Below are 17,897 nucleotides of genomic sequence, written 5' to 3'. Positions count from 1 at the left end.
CGAAGCAAGCCGTTGTTCGTTCAACTACCGGACAAGCCACCTATAAAGACTGCCGTAATGAACTTCCGCTGTAGCGGCGTGTCCGTTGTTGCGAAACCCCGTCATCACCATATCGTCCGGCTGCTACGCCCGTCCTCTCCCCTCCTGGTGAAAAGTTCTGGAGCGTCCATTGATCGAGGTTCTGTGTGGATCCTCCGGAGCCCGATTTAAACCGCCGCGAGAGATGAGAGTCGAAGCTGACCAGCGGGAGCCAAGTCACTGTGTTCCCTTCACCCTTTGAGTGGGAGTTCGCGGTCCCGCGATCGACGCACAATACACAAGATTAGTGCAGGAGGGCATCCTATGGACAACGACACGAACGATCGGCCGGTCCTCAACTATATTGAAGGCCTGATCTCTGAGGAGCATCGGCTTTATGGACAGGATTCTATGAGCGATGCGGATCGCGAGCGCCTGTCAAAAATTAATGTGGAATTGGATCAGTGCTGGGATCTCTTGCGGCAACGTCGAGCCCTTCGCCACACCGGCGGTGATCCCAACGAGGCGCGGGTCCGTCCACCAGAGGTCGTCGAGAAATATGAGCAGTAGCCCGGGAGCCACCTTAGCCTGAGGAAGGGAGTGCTACGATTCTGAGAAGATCCGTTTGCCGGGCATTGAAGAGACCTCGGAGCTGAGGGCGAGGGGATGTTTTTGTCCATTTCTCTAATGGACATCATCGTTTCCAAATTTGAACAGTAAGACAAGCGGCGCTTAAACCTTCATCGCTGACGAAATCCTTCGTCAGTGACGACCTTTCGTCACCCCCGTCGTCACGCCGACCCCATTACCGTCATCTTTGATTCTTCTCCGAGATAGCATTTGGATGACGCTACACTAACTTAGCTGTATTTCCTGCATCATCTCGATCCTGGAATGGTCCTTGCGTTAACAAGCGGCAATAAGCATGAGAGAGATCCCATACAAGGAGAAGCACCATGGAAGCGTTATTTAAAACAGACGACTCATGGGCGAGTTTAGTTCTTCGCGCCACGCTCGGTGTGGTGATGTTTGCGCATGGAGCCCAGAAACTGTTCGGTTGGTTCGGCGGCAACGGGTTCAGCGGCACGATGGGATTTTTTACCGACGTGATGCATTTGCCGTGGCTCGTCGCGTTTCTGGTGATTATCGGAGAATCGTTGGGAAGCCTAGCCCTCATCGCGGGGCTCCTAACCCGGTTTACCGCCGCCAGCTTCATCGTAATCATGCTGGGGGCGATCGCCACAAGCCACTGGCCTCAGGGCTTTTTTATGAACTGGTTCGGTCGACAACAGGGAGAAGGCTTCGAGTACCATTTACTCGTGATCGGCATGAGCGCCGCCTTAGTCCTCGCCGGTGGAGGCAAATGGTCGATTGACGGCGTGATCGCCCGAGGGATCTCGGGTCGGCAGCCCGACGAGCGAGGCCTGCGAGGTAACAAAGAATTCAAGGCCGTTGGATAATGTGAGAAGGTCTGTGCATTGATATTACCGGAACATTTCTGAACACAGAGCGGCTCGTCAGCCGTAGGGGAAGGAGCACCATCATGTTTGCCGTCGCAGGGGTCACAGGTCGGACCGGGTCGGTCGTGGCGGCGACACTCCTAGAACGGAAGCAGTCTGTGCGCGTGATTGTGAGAACCCCAGAAAAAGGCGATGCGTGGAAGGCAAGAGGAGCGCAGGTGGCGGTGGCCTCGTTGCAGGATACTCCGGCGCTCACGCAGGCCTTAAAAGGTGTCAGCGGCGGGTACTTTTTGATGCCGCCGACCTACACGGCCAAGGAGTATATCGAGGATTGCAAGGTGGCAGCAGATGCTATCGCGTCTGCCGTTGAATCGAGCGGCCTTCGCCATATCGTCTTGCTCTCATCAATCGGAGGGCATTTGAATACAGACACCGGACCTATTCGGGGGCTGCACTATGCCGAACGCCGCCTTGGCACGGTGGCGCAAAGCATGACGGTTGTACGGGCGCCCTACTTCATGGAGAATTGGGCGCCCGTCTTGCCCGTAGCCCGGTCGCAAGGCGTGTTGCCCTCTTTTCTGGCTCCGAGTCGGAAGATCCCTATGATCGCGGTCCGTGATATCGGGCATATTGCGGCCGAATGCTTACTCGATCAACCAAAGGGACGAAGAATTCTTGAACTGTCCGGTCCACAAGACTACAGTCCAAACGATGTCGCGGCGGTCATGGGCGCGCATCTCCATCGACATGTGAAAGTGCAGCCACTTCCACTCAGTGCGGCGCTACCAACGTTCACGGCGATGGGGTTTTCGGAAGACGTGGCGAGGTTATTTGAAGAGATGTACGCGGGACTCGGGAATGGCTACATCACGTACGAAGGGAACGGCGCCTGTCGGCCTCGCGGCCTGGTGACGCTGTCCGAGGCCCTGTCCGACTGGATGTCCGCCTCACTGGAGTGCGGGGCGGGCGGCCCCGCTGCATGAACCGCGCTGAACGATCACCAAGAGATACACGGCATGATTGTGGGGATATCCGTCCTTTTCCGAGTTTGTCGATGGTCCTGAGGAGCTCAACATGATTGGACATCCGAGACGCCTGGTATTGCTGGTGTGGTTTCTATGCGCAGGAATGCTGATCCTGCCCGGCTGTAAGAAAGAAGCGGCCTCGAACCAGCCTCCGCCAGTTCCCACGGTTGAGGTCGTCACCGTCAGCCTTCAAAACGTTCCGGATGAGCCTGAGTTTATCGGTGAGGCCCAGGCCTCCCGGGTGGTTGAGATCCGGTCACAAGTTACCGGTACCATTAAAGAACGGTTCTATGAAGAAGGGCGTGACGTCAAGAAAGGGGATCGTCTTTATCAAATCGACCCGATTCCATTTCGCGCCGCCGTGCTGAGCGCGCAGGCAAAGGTCTCACAGGCCGAAGCGCGTCTGATTCAGGCTAAACAAAATCTGAATCGAGTCAAACCGCTGGTCGAGGAACAAGCGGTCAGCCAAAAAGATCTTGATGATGCCATTGCCGAAGAATTGAACGCGAGAGGGGCGTTGGAAGGCGGAAAAGGCGAGTTGGTGAAGGCCAAGTTCGACTTGGACAATACGCTCATCACCGCGCCGATTTCCGGCCTCATCGAGCGGACCCGGTATTATGAGGGCCGTCTCGTCACCGCCCAGACCGATCTCTTGACGATCATCCATCAAGTCGATCCCATGTACGTGATCGTCAGCGTGCCGGAGAGCTTCCTGCTTAAACGGCGACGCGACATTGCGTCCAAGCGAATTCATGAACCGGACATCTATAAGCTACGCGGCACGATCACGTTTTCCGACGGCACCAGCTACGCACATGACGGCGTCCTGGATTTCGCAGATGTGGGCTTACGAGTCGACACGGGATCGAGAGAAGCGCGCGTGTCGTTTCCCAATCCCGAACGGGTGCTACTCCCCGGACAATTTATGAAAGTGCGGTTCAAAGGATCCGTCAAAACCGACGTCATCCTCGTCCCGCAACGAGCGGTGCAGCAAGGGCCGACGGGACCCTTCGTCTATGCGCTGGGAGAAGGCGACAAGATCGAAATTCGCGATGTGAAAGCCACCGGCTGGCAAGGCACCCAGTGGCTGATCGAAGAAGGACTCCGGGACGGCGATCGGGTCGTGTTGGATGGTATGCAGCGATTGGCGCCAGGCGCCCAGGTCAAACCGGTTGTCGTGGCGTCGTCAGGATTACCGGCCATGCCACGCTCCGAACCATCTCACACGGCGGTCGACGGGGCGGCGGCGGAGACGAAGAAGGAGGGCACGCCGTGAGCCCGCGTTTCTTCATCGATCGTCCCATTTTTTCGTCTGTCCTCTCGATCATCATCGTGGTCGTCGGCTTGGTCGCTATGCAGGCCCTGCCGGTCGCGCAATTTCCGCAGATCACGCCTCCGGTCGTCCAAATCGATGCCGACTACCCGGGTGCAAGCGCCGAGGTCATTGCCGAGTCTGTGGCACGGCCGATTGAGGTTCAATTGCCGGGCATCGATCATTTGCTCTATTACGATTCCACCAGCACGAATGACGGCCACGTCACCATCAAACTGACGTTCGAAATTGGCGCCGATGTCGATATCGCAACGGTGCAGACGCAGAATCGTGAGAAACTGGCGGAGCCGCAGCTTCCGCCGGAAGTGATTCGCCGAGGTATTACGATCAAAAAAGTGTCGCCGGATCTCGTCGCCGTGCTGACGCTGGAATCCAAAGACCCTCGATACGACGCCTTGTTTATTTCAAATTACGCCATTCTCCGAATCCTCGATAACGTCAAGCGTTTGGAAGGCGTCGGCGATGCGATGGTCTTCGGCGCGCAGAATTACAGCATGCGGATTATCCTCGACCCCGTCCGTATGGCCCAACTCAGTCTGACCCCGAGCGATATTGCAGACGTGGTCCGGGAGCAGAACCGGGATTTTCCGGCCGGGATTGTCGGCCGTGAGCCGGCGCTCCCTGGTACGGAACTGACCATTCCGGTCATCACGCAGGGACGCATGACGGACGCTAAAGAGTTTGAAGAGATGATCGTCCGTGCGATGCCGGATGGAGCGATGGTCCGCTTGAAAGATGTGGCGAGGGTTGAACTTGGCGCACAGTCGTACGATTTGGAAGGACGGTTCAAGGGTAAACCAACGACCTTTCTCCTAACCTTTCTGGCCCCGGGTGCCAATGCACTCGATACCGTGCGGCGTATCCGGCATGAGATGGATGAGCTGGCCAAAACCTTTCCGGCCGGCATGACTTACGACATTCCTTACGACACAACGCGGTTCATCGAAGTTTCCATTAAAGAAGTCGTCAAAACACTGGCTGAGGCCATGGTGCTCGTCATTCTCGTGGTCTACCTGTTCCTACAGACATGGCGTGCCACGATTATCCCGGCCGTCGCGGTGCCGGTGTCATTGATCGGCACTTTCGCAGGGATGGAAGCGCTGGGATTTTCCATCAACACGCTGACGCTGTTTGGAATGGTCTTGGCAATCGGTATGGTGGTCGATGACGCCATCGTCGTTGTCGAAAACGTTGAGCGGCACATGGCCGAGGAACGTTGCTCCTCGAAGGAGGCGGCCAAGCGGGCAATGCAGGAAGTCATGGGCCCCGTGATTGCGATCGTGCTGGTCTTGGCTGCGGTGTTCGTGCCGGTCGGGTTTTTAGGCGGCATTACCGGTCAGCTCTACAAGCAGTTCGCCATTACGATCGCGATGTCGGTCGCCATTTCAGGCGTGGTGGCTCTCACGCTCAGCCCTGCGCTCGCCGCGATTCTGCTCAAACCTGGGCATGCCGGGCAGTCCGGTCCGTTTTTCCGGACCTTCAATAGGTTTTTCAGCTGGACGCAGGCGCGCTACACAGGCAATGTGGGTAGGGTTCTGAAGCATTCCGCCCTGTCGATTGCGGTGTTCGTGGTGCTGATCATGACGGCACTCGGTCTCTTCAACATCATTCCCACCAGCTTCCTGCCCGAAGAAGACCAAGGCTACTTCATCAGCGTCGTGCAACTTCCCGATGGAGCTTCTAAAGAACGTACGGATGCCGTAGTGAGTAAACTCGAGCGGTATTTTCTCTCCATTCCGGCGATCCACAGCACGGATGCGCTCGTGGGACAAAATTTTGTATTCGGCACACGCGGTTCCAATACGGCCACGATGTTCACGCCGCTCCGTCTGTGGGATGAGCGGAAGGAGCACGTCAAGGAGCTGATCGGCGCCGCGTACGCCGAGTTCGCGAAAATTCCGGAAGCCATGATCTTGGCCTTTAACGCGCCGTCGATTCGGGGCCTCGGCGCGACCGGCGGTTTTTCTGCACAAGTGCAGGATCCCAGCGGTGGCGATTTCAAACAGTTTGCCGCGGTCACGCAAGAGTTTCTGGCGAAAGCAAGACAAGAGCCGGCGATTGGCGGAATTAGTACGAGCTTTCGGGTCAGTTCACCCCGCATCTACGCGCACATCGACCGGGAACGGGCCAAGTCGCTTGGCGTCCCCATTTCGGATGTGTTTGATTCGCTCCAGGCCTTCTGGGGGAATTTGTATATCAATGACTTTGTGAAGTTCGGCCGGGTCTACCGCGTGCAGACGGAGGCGGAGCCGGAGTTCCGCTCCAGGCCGGAAGATATTTCGAAAATCTATGTACGCGCCCAGCGGCCCCAAAATAGGCAGGGACCGATCATGATTCCGATCGATACCGTGGTCACAACTCACTATACCAGCGGGCCGGATCCTGTCACTCACTTCAATGGCTACAACACGGCGCTGGTCCTCGGTGCTGCGGCGCCGGGCTATAGTTCCGGGCAGGCGCTCGAGGCCCTCGATCGCGCGGCCGCGCAAGCGTTGAACCCCAAGGGCTACTCGCTCGATTACAGCGGGATTTCCTACCAGGAGCATCAGGTGGGTGGGCAATCGATGTTCGCCTTCGGGTTCGGTCTGCTCATGGTGTTTCTCGTGCTGGCTGCACAATACGAGAGTTGGAGTGTGCCCTTTGCCGTCATTCTCGCCGTGCCCTTCGGCGTCTTCGGTGCCTTGCTCGCCGTCTGGGTCAGCGGACAGACTAATGACATTTACTTTCAAATCGGCATGGTCACGCTCATTGGCCTGTCTGCCAAGAACGCCATCCTGATCGTTGAATTTGCCAAACGCCGGTATGAGCACGGCATGCCCGTCGTTGAGGCCGCGATCGAAGCTGCAAGACTTCGCTTCCGGCCCATTATCATGACCTCGATGGCGTTTATCGGCGGCGTGTTGCCGCTGGTCATGGCGACCGGGGCAGGAGCTGCCAGCCGCCATTCCATCGGCATCGGCGTCTTCGGCGGCATGCTGGCGGCGACGTTTTTGGCAATTTTTTTCGTACCGCTGTTCTTTGTACTCATTGAGAAATTAACGCCGGTTCGGCCTGGTCCTCCCGAGGTGCCATGCCCGCCGGAGCCGCAGCCCATTGATTCAGAAGAGATGGCCTCATATGGAGGAGACAGAAATGGCGATGCTAGTCGCGATACTCGCGATGCTGCTGACGTCGTGCGCCGTCGGCCCTGACTATTCACGACCGGACCTTCCCACTCCGGACTCCTTCCGCATGGCGGAAGACGCCGAAAGAACCTCTATGGCTAATCTGCCCTGGTGGGATTTGTTGCAGGATGAAACGCTTCAGAAGCTGATCCGTATTGCCTTGGAAGAGAATAAGGATTTGACTCAGGCCATTGCCACCCTAGAAGAGTATGGCGCGCGCTTGCTGGTCGCTCGAACGGATTTCATCCCGCAACTCAGCGTGCAGGGCAATGCCCCCGCATTTGGGCGGATGACTCGATTCCTGGTGCCCGGGTTTCCGAATCCTTTCAACTACTACATTCAGGGGAATCTCAACTGGGAGATCGACATCTGGGGACGCATCCGGCGGTCGAACGAGGCGGCCCGTGCCGAATTGTTTTCGAGAGAAGAGAACCGGCGGGCCATCGTTTTGCAACTCGTCAGCGGGGTGGCGGAAGCCTACTTCGATTTGCTGCAATTCGACATGCAGTTGGATATTGCGAAGAACACGCTGAAGTCCTGGGAAGACTCCGTAAAAATTGCGAGAGCCCGGCTGCGGGAGGGCGTCATTTCCAAACTGGATGCCGACCAGTTCGAAGCGGAACGGGCGAACGCCGCGGCCCGGGCCGCCGAGTTGGAGCGGCAGATGGTCCAAAAAGAAAATCAGATCAGCGTGCTGCTGGGGCGCCATTCTCAAGCGATCCCGCGCGGCCGATCGTTGACCGAACAGGTGGTGCCGCCGTCGGTGCCGCCTGGCCTCCCATCGGAGCTGTTGCAGCGCCGTCCGGATATTGTGCAGGCAGAGCAGACGCTCCATGCGGCGACCGCCAGAATCGGGATGGCGAAAGCCGACCGGTTTCCGAAGCTCTCTCTCACCGGCATTCTTGGCGTGGCAAATCCCAAGCTGTCGAGGATCTTTGATGTCGGCGGTATCGCAGGAGGAGAATTCGGCGTGCTGGGACCGAGCCTAACGGCCCCGCTGTTCAATGCAAACATCCTAGGATTTCAACAGGAGGCCGCTGAAGCGCAGGCTAGACAGGTGCTGGCTCAATACGAGCAATCGATTCTGGTGGCGTTTCGGGAAGTCGAAGACGCCCTGGTGGCAGTACGGACCGCCCGCGTACAGCGTGATGCGCAAGCCGAGCAGGTCGAGGCGTTACGATCTGCCTTACGGCTGGCCAATCTTCGCTACAAAGGGGGGCTTGCGAATTATCTGGATGTGCTGATCGCGCAGCGAAATCTGTTCGATGCGGAATTGTCGCTCACGGGCACGCACCGCTTGCATCTTGTTTCGATCGTGCAACTCTACAAGGCCTTGGGTGGCGGCTGGCCACCGAACGGGACAAGGCCGGCAGAACCGAGCCTTGCCCTCAGGACCAAAGGATAATCATCGTAACGCCGGCTCAAGCCGATTTAGGGAATGTCAGGTTGATGCGATGGTTACGGACTACAGAGCAACAACGTTGGATGACCGGCATCACGCGGTGCCTGAAGTCCGACGCGTTCGCTCTGCATGCATACGGAAGGCTACGCTGTTGTGATAGTGTGGCCCGCATTGCAATCACGCTCCCATGCGGAGGGACAACATCCGGTTGGTTCGGCACGACCTCCCGTGCATAGGCGCTAAGAATTAACATGTCAAATATGCCTGATAAACAGATTGTTCGAGCGGTGAGCGAACGCTATGCCCGTGCGGCGTTGACGGGTGAGCAGATGTGTTGTCCGACTGGCTATAACCTTCAAGACCTTCGGTCCTTCATTCCCGAAGAAGTGTTGCGTATCTCATACGGTTGTGGAACGCCTGCTGGACTCGACACAGTACGCCCTGGTGAAACCGTTTTAGATATTGGATCAGGGGGAGGCATTGATTGCTTCGAAGCCTCGCGGCGTGTCGGTCCTCATGGTCGTGTGATTGGCATCGATATGACAGAGACCATGCTGACTATTGCCCGCCAACATGCTGCGACCGTTGCCGCCAATCTTGGCTATACCACATCGAATGTTGAATTTCGTAAAGGACAAGCGGAAGCGATGCCAGTCGAAGATCAGACCATCGATCTGATCATCTCCAACTGCGTGATTAATCTTGCTCCTGATAAACGAAAGGTCTTCGGGGAAATGTACCGAGTCCTAAAGCCAGGCGGTCGGTTCACGATTTCAGATATTGTGGCTGATCAACCCGTGCCCAATTACCTTCTCTATGATACGGAGAAATGGGGGAATTGCCTCTCCGGCGCCTTGCAGGTCCGTGACTATATGACTGGCCTGTTCGAGGCGGGATTCCTGGGCATCCATCAGGTCAAATTTACCCCATGGCAAATCGTTGATGGACTCCATTTTGTGTCTATGACATTAACCGGCTACAAATTACCCGTCTCTGATCACGCAAAGAGCGCCGGCTTTGTCACGCTCCGAGGACCATTCCGCCGTGTCACAGATGAACTTCGGCATACCTATGAGCGAGGAATTTCGCGAGCGCTCGATCATCGCTCGCTCCAGTTACTGCAAACTCCGCCATTCCGCGATCTCTTTTTCCTGACAGACCAGCCGCTGTTGCTGCATGCGTCGGACCCACGCTTGACCGCCATCCTGCCTGAAGACGCTCCCTGTGTGTGGAAGGGTGACTTTGCTATCCTCACCGGGCCGTTTGTAGAAGTGCACGATGACGATCATCATGTCTATTCACGGGGACAGTCATTAGAAATCTGCTCCAAAAGCTTCAAGGTCCTGCAATCAGAGTCCTATCGTTCCCATTTTGCCGTGATCAATCGGGCCAGCCATGGCATGTCTGGAACGGCGGCGGCGTGCACTCCCGATGGCGCCTGCTGCTAGACTAGCCCTGGGCTCAGTGACTCATTAGTCCCAGCCTTGGTCCAGTGGTACAGGCGCTTGTTCCCTTCTTCAGCCTCCATACATGGCAAGATCGTGCGTCTGGATAATGCCGCCAGTGATAGAAATTAGCCTTGAGCGGAATCTGAAAGACTGTTTGGAATTTTATTTGCATATATTCTGGCGCAGGTGTGGTTCAGTTTACGGACTCTCCAGAGCACAAGGCTCTCCCGTGAATACATAAGGCTTTTCAGTACTGCTCTATTCTGATAGAGTGCCGCGGCAATTCAATGGCATCACGCGAGCGGAGGATGGAGTGCAAAGATGGGCAGGTGCGGTAATCTGCAGGGCGTTATTACTCTCGGTTGCGGTTCACTTAGCCGGCTGTGCAGGATGGTCTGAGTCTTCCCTCGATCCTCTGACGCGAACGCCTTCAGCCTCGATGTCTCTTGGGACAGCTGACGGTAATGATCCCATCCGGATCATCGACCGTGGACAGATAGATCGAGCTCTTGCCTTGGAGTCTGATGTTGACGGAGCGCGGAGTGCCGATAGTCCTGCCGCTCCGGCCGCCTTGGTGGCTGCAGAAAAAGAACCTCCGCGTGCTGAACCGCCTCCCAAGCAAGGCAGCCAGGAGGAACAGGCCGTCGACGATCTGTACGACCCGTTCCAAAAGCCAGGGGAAGAGTCCGAGCAAGTAGAAGAATACGATCCATGGGAGCCGTTTAACGTCGCCATTTTCAACTTTAACCGGAAGGTAGATAAGTATCTCTTAAAGCCGGTGGCGACGGTCTATGATAAGGTCGTGCCGGATGAGATCGAACTAGGCATTCGGCGGTTTTTTCACAATGCCCGCTTTATGCCGCGCTTTATGAACAATCTCTTCCAGGGCAAGTTCAAAGGAGCCAGCATCGAGATGGGCCGTTTTCTCGTAAACAGCACTTTAGGCTTGGCAGGATACCTGGATTTTGCGAAAGAAGTATTTGGCTGGGAAACGACGGATGAAGATTTTGGCCAGACGTTGGGCAGGTATGGAGTCAAACCCGGCCGGTATCTCGTGCTTCCAATCCCGCCATTTGTGACGACGGTTCGTGATTTGGTCGGCTATATCGGGGACATTTTTTTGGACCCCATCAACTATTTGGTGTTCCCGTCCATTCAAATAAACAACGCACCTGCCCTGATCGGGCACACGCATCGCAACACCATCACAGCGCTTCAGTTCGGAACCCGCACAGTAGACGTGATCAATGAGCGCTCCATCAATCTGGAAAACTTTCAAGGCGTAGAAGACTCAACGGTCGATCTCTACGCTACTATCCGCAATGCCTATCTGCAGAAGCGAGCGCAGTCTATCAAGGAGTAGCGAGAGGTTCGGTCCTCAGCGACGAGCGCTGAGTGGTACAATCATGTGACCGACTGACCCAACCGAAGTGCCTTTTGGCGGAACCCCGCACAGCCCTCTGGACAAAGGACTTAACAGTGCGAGTACTTGTCCTCAATAGCGGCAGTTCCTCGCTCAAGTTCCGGTTGTGTGACGTTTCTCTCCCGCGTTCGTCGGACCACCACATCAATCAATCATCAAATGTCGCTTCTCAAACCTCAACGCTCCAGACGCTGATAGCAGGCTCAATCACCCGGATCGGCCAGCGTGCTGCTCTACAGATTTTCGGTAATACGGCGACGGCAGAGCGTGAAATTCGCGACCATGAGGGTGCCGTCCGGTGGGTTTTTGAGCAATTTGACAAGGCTTCCGTTGAGGCGGTGGGACATCGTGTCGTCCATGGTGGGGATCGCTTCAGCCAGCCGGTGCGTGTCACTGATAGCATAATCACCGAACTCGAGCGGCTCAATGAGCTGGCTCCGCTGCACAATCCTCCAGGTCTTGCCGTGATACGGGTCAGCCGCTCTCTTCTGACAGCGGAGGTGCCGATGGTCGCCGTCTTCGATACGGCTTTTCACGCGGCTATGCCGGCAACGGGGTCGACCTATGCCATCCCGACCGACCTTGCGGCACGACATCGCATCCGACGCTATGGCTTTCACGGCATCGCCCATGCCGCGCTCGCTACGAGTTATGCTGCGGCGACCGGCCATTTGCTCGACCAGGTGAAACTGATCACCCTTCAGTTGGGAAACGGCTGCTCGGCGGCAGCCATCCGGGGCGGCCGATCCATCGATACCTCGATGGGCATGACGCCGTTAGAGGGATTGGTGATGGGAACGCGGTCCGGCGACATCGATCCGGCCGTCGTGGCCTATCTATCGCGTCGGGAAGGCGTAGATCCTCAAACGGTCGAGCAGTGGTTGAATCAACAATCAGGGTTGCTCGGAGTCTCGGGGCTCTCGCACGACGTTCGGGATCTGCTGAAGGCCGAACAAGAGGGACATCCACAAGCTGCCCTCGCGCTCGATCTCTTCTGTTATCGGGTGCGGAAATACATCGGCGCCTATCTGGCTGTCCTGGGCGGCTCCAATGCCATAGTCTTCGGCGGTGGCATCGGTGAGCATGCTGCGGCGATTCGGGCGCGGATCTGTGCCGGGATGGCCTGGTGCGGCCTGGTACTGGATCCGGAACGGAATGCCTCGGCTGAGAACCCACAGCCTGGTCAAGTGATGAAAATCAGTGCTGATTCGGCCTCCCTGCCGGTCTATGTCATCGGGGTTGACGAAGAAGCTGCCATCGCCCGCGAAACGGTGGTCTGCCTGCAATCCATCCGAGCATGATAGGTTCCGTGCGCGCCTTGAGGGTATTGCATGGAACCTCAATGTGTACCTAGAAGAAGTACTTATACGTAACCTTCAGGCCTACATCATTTTGTCGGCGTCTCTGGTACAAGGTAGGCTCTTTGTCGAAGGAAGTATCCGGGACTCTAGCAGAGGAGGGTGACAGGCATGAGTGCAGTACCAAAGAGCAGGATACCGGACATTCTAAAAACGTGTGAACAGGACGTGCTGAAAGAATGGCTGACGCATCAATTGTCGGCGACGACATTGCGAAGCGATTTGATGAAGGAATCGGAACTGCGTCAACAGTCCACAGAGTTCATCAGGCTCTTGTCTGAAGCCACCCACCGCGGCACCGCCGCCGATTTGGACCGACAAGAGTGGGCTGCGCTGAAGGGCTTCCTGTGCGACATATCCGCATCGCGTGCGCGTCAGGGGTTCACTCCGTCCGAGACCGCCACGTTTGTCTTGTCCTTGAAACAACCGATTTTCGATCGCCTTCATCAGGAGTACAGTAAAGATGCGGACGGTTTGTCGAGAGAGGTCTGGAATGCGACGGACCTGCTCGACCAACTGGCGCTGTTGACCACTGACGCTTATCAAAAAGGCCGCGAGGAGTTGATTGTCCGACAGCAACGTGAACTCATGGAACTCTCCACGCCGGTCGTCCGGTTGTGGGATGGGGTGCTGGCCCTTCCGTTGATCGGTACCCTGGACAGCGAGCGGACACAGGTCGTCATGCAAAACCTGCTGGAGAAAATCGTGGAGACCGGTTCGGCCATTGCGATCATCGACATTACCGGTGTTCCGATTGTCGATACGTTAGTGGCGCAACATCTACTCAAGACTGTCGCCGCCGCCCGGCTCATGGGGGCAGATTGCATTATCAGCGGCATCCGGCCCCAAATTGCTCAGACCATCGTCCATCTCGGCGTGGATCTTAAGGACGTGATCACCAAGGCGACGCTCTCCGATGCCCTCTCCATCGCCTTTCAGCGTACAGGGTACGTCGTCAGAAAAAGCGCCGTGAGTACGGACTCGGCGCCTTCGAACCTCGGCAACGGCAATCCTGGACATCCTAAAGGGGCACCACGCGGCGGTCGTTCGCATGATATGTAGCATGCTGAGGCACCAGATGGAGTGACGGTGCTATCCGTTCTCATGCACCCATCGCCGGATTATTGGACTCTGGATCCGTATCATCTCTCACTCGGAATTCAACCCTCGCACTGATGGAAGGGGCCTCATGGAACGCATTCCGATTCTCAAGCTGGGCGAGTTTCTCCTGGTCACGATTCAAGTGGATATGCACGATCGTTTGGCGATGACGTTGCAAAATGACGTCACCGATATGATCGTCAAGACGCATGCACGCGGCGTAATGATCGACATTTCGATGTTGGACGTAGTGGACTCCTTTATTGGACGCATGCTGGGTAGCATTGCGTCGATGTCGCGGATCCTTGATGCAGAAACCGTCGTGGTCGGCATGCAACCGGCTGTCGCGATTACGCTGGTCGAATTAGGGTTGTCGCTCACCGGGGTGCGAACGGCGCTCAATGTGGACAAGGGCATGGAATTGCTTCGAGAGTCGATCGAACGAAAGGAAGCGAACGGTGCCGTTGTCCGTGACTGAATCGATTCCGATCCAGTCGTCGGAAGATATCGTTCGCATGCGGCAGTGGGTCCGTGCGAGGTCCGTCGAGATCGGCTTCACCCTGGTGGAGCAAACAAAGATGGTGACGGCTGCGAGCGAATTGGCCCGCAACATCCTCGACCATGGTGGTGGAGAGGGGACTGTTTACCTGGAATTCATTACCCATCATGCCAAAAGCGGCATTCGGCTGACGTTCGAAGATAAGGGGCCCGGCATTGCCGACATCGAGCAAGCCTTACAAGATGGATTTACCTCGGGGAACGGACTAGGATTGGGATTAAGCGGCGCGAAGCGATTGGTCAACGAATTTCAGATTGACTCGCGTGTCGGCGAAGGAACACGAGTTATGATCACGAGATGGAAATGAGCCCGAATTCCGGAGAGGATACTGTGATCGAGAAAGACGCCGGCTCCCCCTTCCAGCAGGAGGCGGTCTCCGAGTTGGAGAACTTCACGCCGTTCCATTCGATGTGGATCTTGATTACGGATTCCAGCCAAGTGCCGGGCGCCAGGCGCGCGGCAGCCGACCTTGCTCGACGCAATGGATTCTCTGACACGCTCGCTGAAAAGGCGGCGCTTATTGCGACCGAGCTCGGGACGAATCTGGTCAAGCACGGCGGTGGCGGGGAAATGTACCTTCAGATGGCGCGCGACACGGCAGGGGCGGACCGGTTGGAAATTGTTTCGGTAGATAAAGGTCCCGGTATTGCCAATGCTGGGCAATGTTTGAGCGATGGCTATTCCACGGCCGGCAGTTCCGGCACGGGTCTTGGAGCGGTTCGGCGGCTGTCTGATGGATTTGATCTCTTTTCACGGCCGGGTCAAGGCACGGTCGTGTTGTCGTGTCTCTTCTCCGCTCCCTTACCGTCTGTTTCGCGGATGAAAGCTCTGGAAATAGGAGCGATCACCAAGCCGAAAAAGGGTGAAGACGTGTGCGGCGATCACTGGAACGCGACTGAGCAGGGAGGCCAATGGCAACTTTTCGTGGCAGATGGTCTTGGGCATGGCCCTCTTGCCTCGGATGCCGCCATGCAAGCTGCTCGACTGTTCGGGACGGCGGGCACCCGGACGCTGCCCCGGTTATTGGAGGTAATCCACGCCGGGTTGCGCAGCACCCGTGGGGCAGCGGTAGCGGTTGCCGATATTGACCTGGGGCGCCAGACCGTCCGATTCGCCGGTGTGGGAAACATTGCGGGAGCGGTGGTGTCCGCCGCCGGAACGAGAAATATGGTGTCCTTGAACGGCACGGCGGGCGTCGAAATGCGAAAGATCACGGAATTCAATTACCCTTGGTCGGATGACGCACTGTTAGTGTTGCATTCGGACGGCTTAGGCTCCCATTGGAACATCGATGAATACCCGGGACTGTATCAGCGGCATCCGACGGTCATTGCGAGCGTGCTCTACCGAGACCACGATCGCGGGCGGGACGATGTGACGGTCGTGGTGGCAAAGCAAGTTCGGTCGCCGCAAAGGCGAATATGAAAGGTACTGCACTTTTTAATTGAGGATCGACTCTCCATGACTCCTCTCTTCACGGTAGTGATTCAGTATCAGCATGACGTCGTCCTCGCGCGGCAGCGCGCCCGACACATTGCCTCATTGCTTGGATTCACTACTGAAGAGCAGACTCGCATGGCGACTGCAGTGTCGGAGCTGGCTCGTAATGTCTTTCAGTACGCGCACGCTGGAAAGGTCGAGTTTTTTGTCGAAGGCAAAACGGCCCCCCAGCTCTTTCGCGTCAAAGTCTCCGATTCAGGGTCAGGTATCGCGAACCTTCAGGAAATTCTGGACGGCCAATATCACTCGAAGACCGGTATGGGCTTAGGCATCATCGGCGCGCGCCGGCTCGTCGATCAGTTCTGCATTGAATCAACCGCCGGTTCGGGAACGACCGTGTGGCTCACCAAACTCTTTCCCAAAGGAGCCCCGGCGCTTCAGCCGGCTGCCCTCGGATCCTTGTTGGACCGCTTGGCGCAGGCGCGGCCGGAAAATCCCTTCGAAGAAATGCAACGGCAGAACCAGGAGCTGTTGCGCGCATTGGCAGAAGTGGAGCGGCGTCAAGAGCAATTGGTTCAGCTCAACCGCGAACTCGAGGATACGAACCGCGGCGTGGTGGCGCTGTATGCGGAACTGGACGAGAAAGCCGATCATCTTCGGCGGGCGGATGAATTGAAGTCGAAGTTTCTGTCGAATATGAGCCATGAATTTCGCACGCCGCTCAATTCGATCCAAGCCCTGTGCCGTATTCTCCTCGATAGAACCGACGGCCCTCTCACGTCGGAGCAGGTCAGGCAACTGACCTATGTCCAACAGTCAGCCGACGATCTGTTTGAACTGGTGAACGATTTGTTGGACATTGCCAAAATAGAAGCGGGCAAGGTGGTGATCCGGTCGGCAGAATGCGATGTGGCCACACTGTTCAGCGCGCTGCGCGGGATGCTGCGTCCCCTCCTGCTCAATTCCGATGTGCAACTGATCATCGAAGAGCCAAACGGCATTCCGATGATGCAGACCGACGAAGGGAAGGTCTCGCAGATCCTTCGTAATTTTTTATCGAACGCCCTGAAATTTACCACCAAGGGAGAAGTTCGCCTCACCGCGGCGTTCTCCCAGGAGACCGACACCGTAACCTTCTCCGTGGCCGACACCGGCATCGGCATTCCGCCGGAGGATCACGAGCTAATCTTCCAGGAATTCACCCAGCTCGATAATCCCATCCAGCGACGCGTCAAAGGGACCGGCCTCGGCCTTCCCTTGTCGAAAAAATTGGCCGAACTCTTGAGCGGAACCATTTCAGTGCAGAGCCAATCGGGGATGGGATCCGTCTTTTCCGTGTGCCTTCCGCGCGTGTACCTCGAGCGCGGCACGCCGGAAGAGCCGATTCCGCTTCCAGAGATCGACCAGTCCCGCATTCCCGTCTTATTGGTCGAAGATGAAGCCGGGACCATTGTCTTGTACGAGAAGTACTTAAAGCATACCGACTTTCAATTGTTCCCGGTCCGGACGCTGAGTGAAGCACGACATGCATTGGACGCGGTCCATCCAAGGGCGATTATTCTGGATATTCTCCTGCGCGGAGAAGACGCATGGCTCTTTTTAAGCCGCCTCAAAAGCGATCGAGCCACGAAAGATATTCCGATTCTGGTCGTGACCAGTATTGAAGATCAGCAAAAAGCACTGTCGCTCGGCGCTGATGCTTATTGCGTCAAGCCGGTGGATCGCTCCTGGCTCGTGAGTCAGCTCACCCAGCGCACTCGACGGATGCCGGACGCTCACGTGCTGATTATCGATGACGAGCTGCCGTCCCGATACGTTTTGAAGAGCCTCTTTAAGGACTCGGGGTATGCCGTGATGGAAGCCGTGAGCGGCGAGGAAGGCCTTCGCATGGCTCGGAAGCACCTGCCTCAGGTGATTGTGCTCGACCTGGTGATGCCGGGCCTCAGTGGTGTAGAGGTCTTGGAGTCGCTGAAACATGACCCTGTGGCTCAAAGCATTCCCGTGATCATCGTCACGTCCCGAATTGTCGACGATGAAGCGCGTGCACGCCTGCTGCAGCAAGCCGCGGGATTTCTTCCCAAACATAGTTTAACGCGAGACGCCTTGCTGGTTGCCGTCCGCCAGGCGATCGAGCGCGTCGGCCTTGCCACAGGCGCGTGACGAAAA

14 protein-coding genes are annotated in these 17,897 nt (G+C 56.7%); all 14 read left to right on the top strand.

Annotated features, from left to right (window positions below):
• Positions 1-321: 321 nt before the first annotated feature.
• Positions 322-588 (top strand): DUF2630 family protein, encoded by a 267-nt coding sequence (locus tag ACWHYZ_RS22360; protein ID WP_447987630.1) that lies wholly within the window; start codon positions 322-324, stop codon positions 586-588.
• A 386-nt stretch (positions 589-974) separates the two neighbouring features.
• On the top strand, positions 975-1,478 hold the full coding sequence (locus ACWHYZ_RS22355) for a DoxX family protein (protein ID WP_447984874.1): 504 nt from the start codon (positions 975-977) through the stop codon (positions 1,476-1,478).
• Positions 1,479-1,561: 83 nt separating this feature from the next.
• On the top strand, positions 1,562-2,461 hold the full coding sequence (locus ACWHYZ_RS22350) for an NmrA family NAD(P)-binding protein (RefSeq protein ID WP_447984873.1): 900 nt from the start codon (positions 1,562-1,564) through the stop codon (positions 2,459-2,461).
• A 91-nt stretch (positions 2,462-2,552) separates the two neighbouring features.
• Positions 2,553-3,779: an efflux RND transporter periplasmic adaptor subunit gene (locus ACWHYZ_RS22345; protein WP_447984872.1), complete on the top strand. Its 1,227-nt coding sequence runs from the start codon at positions 2,553-2,555 to the stop codon at positions 3,777-3,779.
• The gene (locus ACWHYZ_RS22340; RefSeq protein ID WP_447984871.1) at positions 3,776-7,027 is read left to right on the top strand and encodes an efflux RND transporter permease subunit; all 3,252 of its coding nucleotides are present in this window, start codon (positions 3,776-3,778) and stop codon (positions 7,025-7,027) included. The genes ACWHYZ_RS22345 and ACWHYZ_RS22340 overlap by 4 nt, the downstream gene beginning before the upstream one ends.
• Positions 6,969-8,405, top strand: coding sequence for an efflux transporter outer membrane subunit (locus ACWHYZ_RS22335; RefSeq protein ID WP_447984870.1), 1,437 nt, complete (start codon positions 6,969-6,971; stop codon positions 8,403-8,405). The genes ACWHYZ_RS22340 and ACWHYZ_RS22335 overlap by 59 nt, the downstream gene beginning before the upstream one ends.
• A gap of 257 nt (positions 8,406-8,662) precedes the next feature.
• Complete coding sequence (locus tag ACWHYZ_RS22330) at positions 8,663-9,850, top strand: methyltransferase domain-containing protein (RefSeq protein WP_447984869.1); 1,188 nt, start codon at positions 8,663-8,665, stop codon at positions 9,848-9,850.
• A 439-nt stretch (positions 9,851-10,289) separates the two neighbouring features.
• Positions 10,290-11,213 carry an MlaA family lipoprotein gene (locus tag ACWHYZ_RS22325; protein ID WP_447984868.1) on the top strand — a complete coding sequence of 308 codons (924 nt, stop codon included), beginning with the start codon at positions 10,290-10,292 and terminating at the stop codon, positions 11,211-11,213.
• A 116-nt stretch (positions 11,214-11,329) separates the two neighbouring features.
• Positions 11,330-12,574 carry an acetate/propionate family kinase gene (locus ACWHYZ_RS22320; protein WP_447984867.1) on the top strand — a complete coding sequence of 415 codons (1,245 nt, stop codon included), beginning with the start codon at positions 11,330-11,332 and terminating at the stop codon, positions 12,572-12,574.
• Between the two features lie 168 nt (positions 12,575-12,742).
• Positions 12,743-13,693: an STAS domain-containing protein gene (locus ACWHYZ_RS22315; RefSeq protein WP_447984866.1), complete on the top strand. Its 951-nt coding sequence runs from the start codon at positions 12,743-12,745 to the stop codon at positions 13,691-13,693.
• Between the two features lie 127 nt (positions 13,694-13,820).
• Positions 13,821-14,210, top strand: coding sequence for an STAS domain-containing protein (locus ACWHYZ_RS22310; RefSeq protein WP_447984865.1), 390 nt, complete (start codon positions 13,821-13,823; stop codon positions 14,208-14,210).
• On the top strand, positions 14,191-14,598 hold the full coding sequence (locus ACWHYZ_RS22305) for an anti-sigma regulatory factor (protein ID WP_447984864.1): 408 nt from the start codon (positions 14,191-14,193) through the stop codon (positions 14,596-14,598). Before ACWHYZ_RS22310 ends, ACWHYZ_RS22305 begins: the two co-directional genes overlap by 20 nt.
• Positions 14,595-15,716 (top strand): ATP-binding protein, encoded by a 1,122-nt coding sequence (locus ACWHYZ_RS22300; protein ID WP_447984863.1) that lies wholly within the window; start codon positions 14,595-14,597, stop codon positions 15,714-15,716. The genes ACWHYZ_RS22305 and ACWHYZ_RS22300 overlap by 4 nt, the downstream gene beginning before the upstream one ends.
• Before the next feature lie 36 nt (positions 15,717-15,752).
• On the top strand, positions 15,753-17,891 hold the full coding sequence (locus tag ACWHYZ_RS22295) for an ATP-binding protein (protein WP_447984862.1): 2,139 nt from the start codon (positions 15,753-15,755) through the stop codon (positions 17,889-17,891).
• Positions 17,892-17,897 lie beyond the last annotated feature (6 nt).

The organism is Nitrospira sp. Nam74, assembly GCF_965152615.1.
This window is presented reverse-complemented; position numbering and strand designations above follow the sequence as displayed.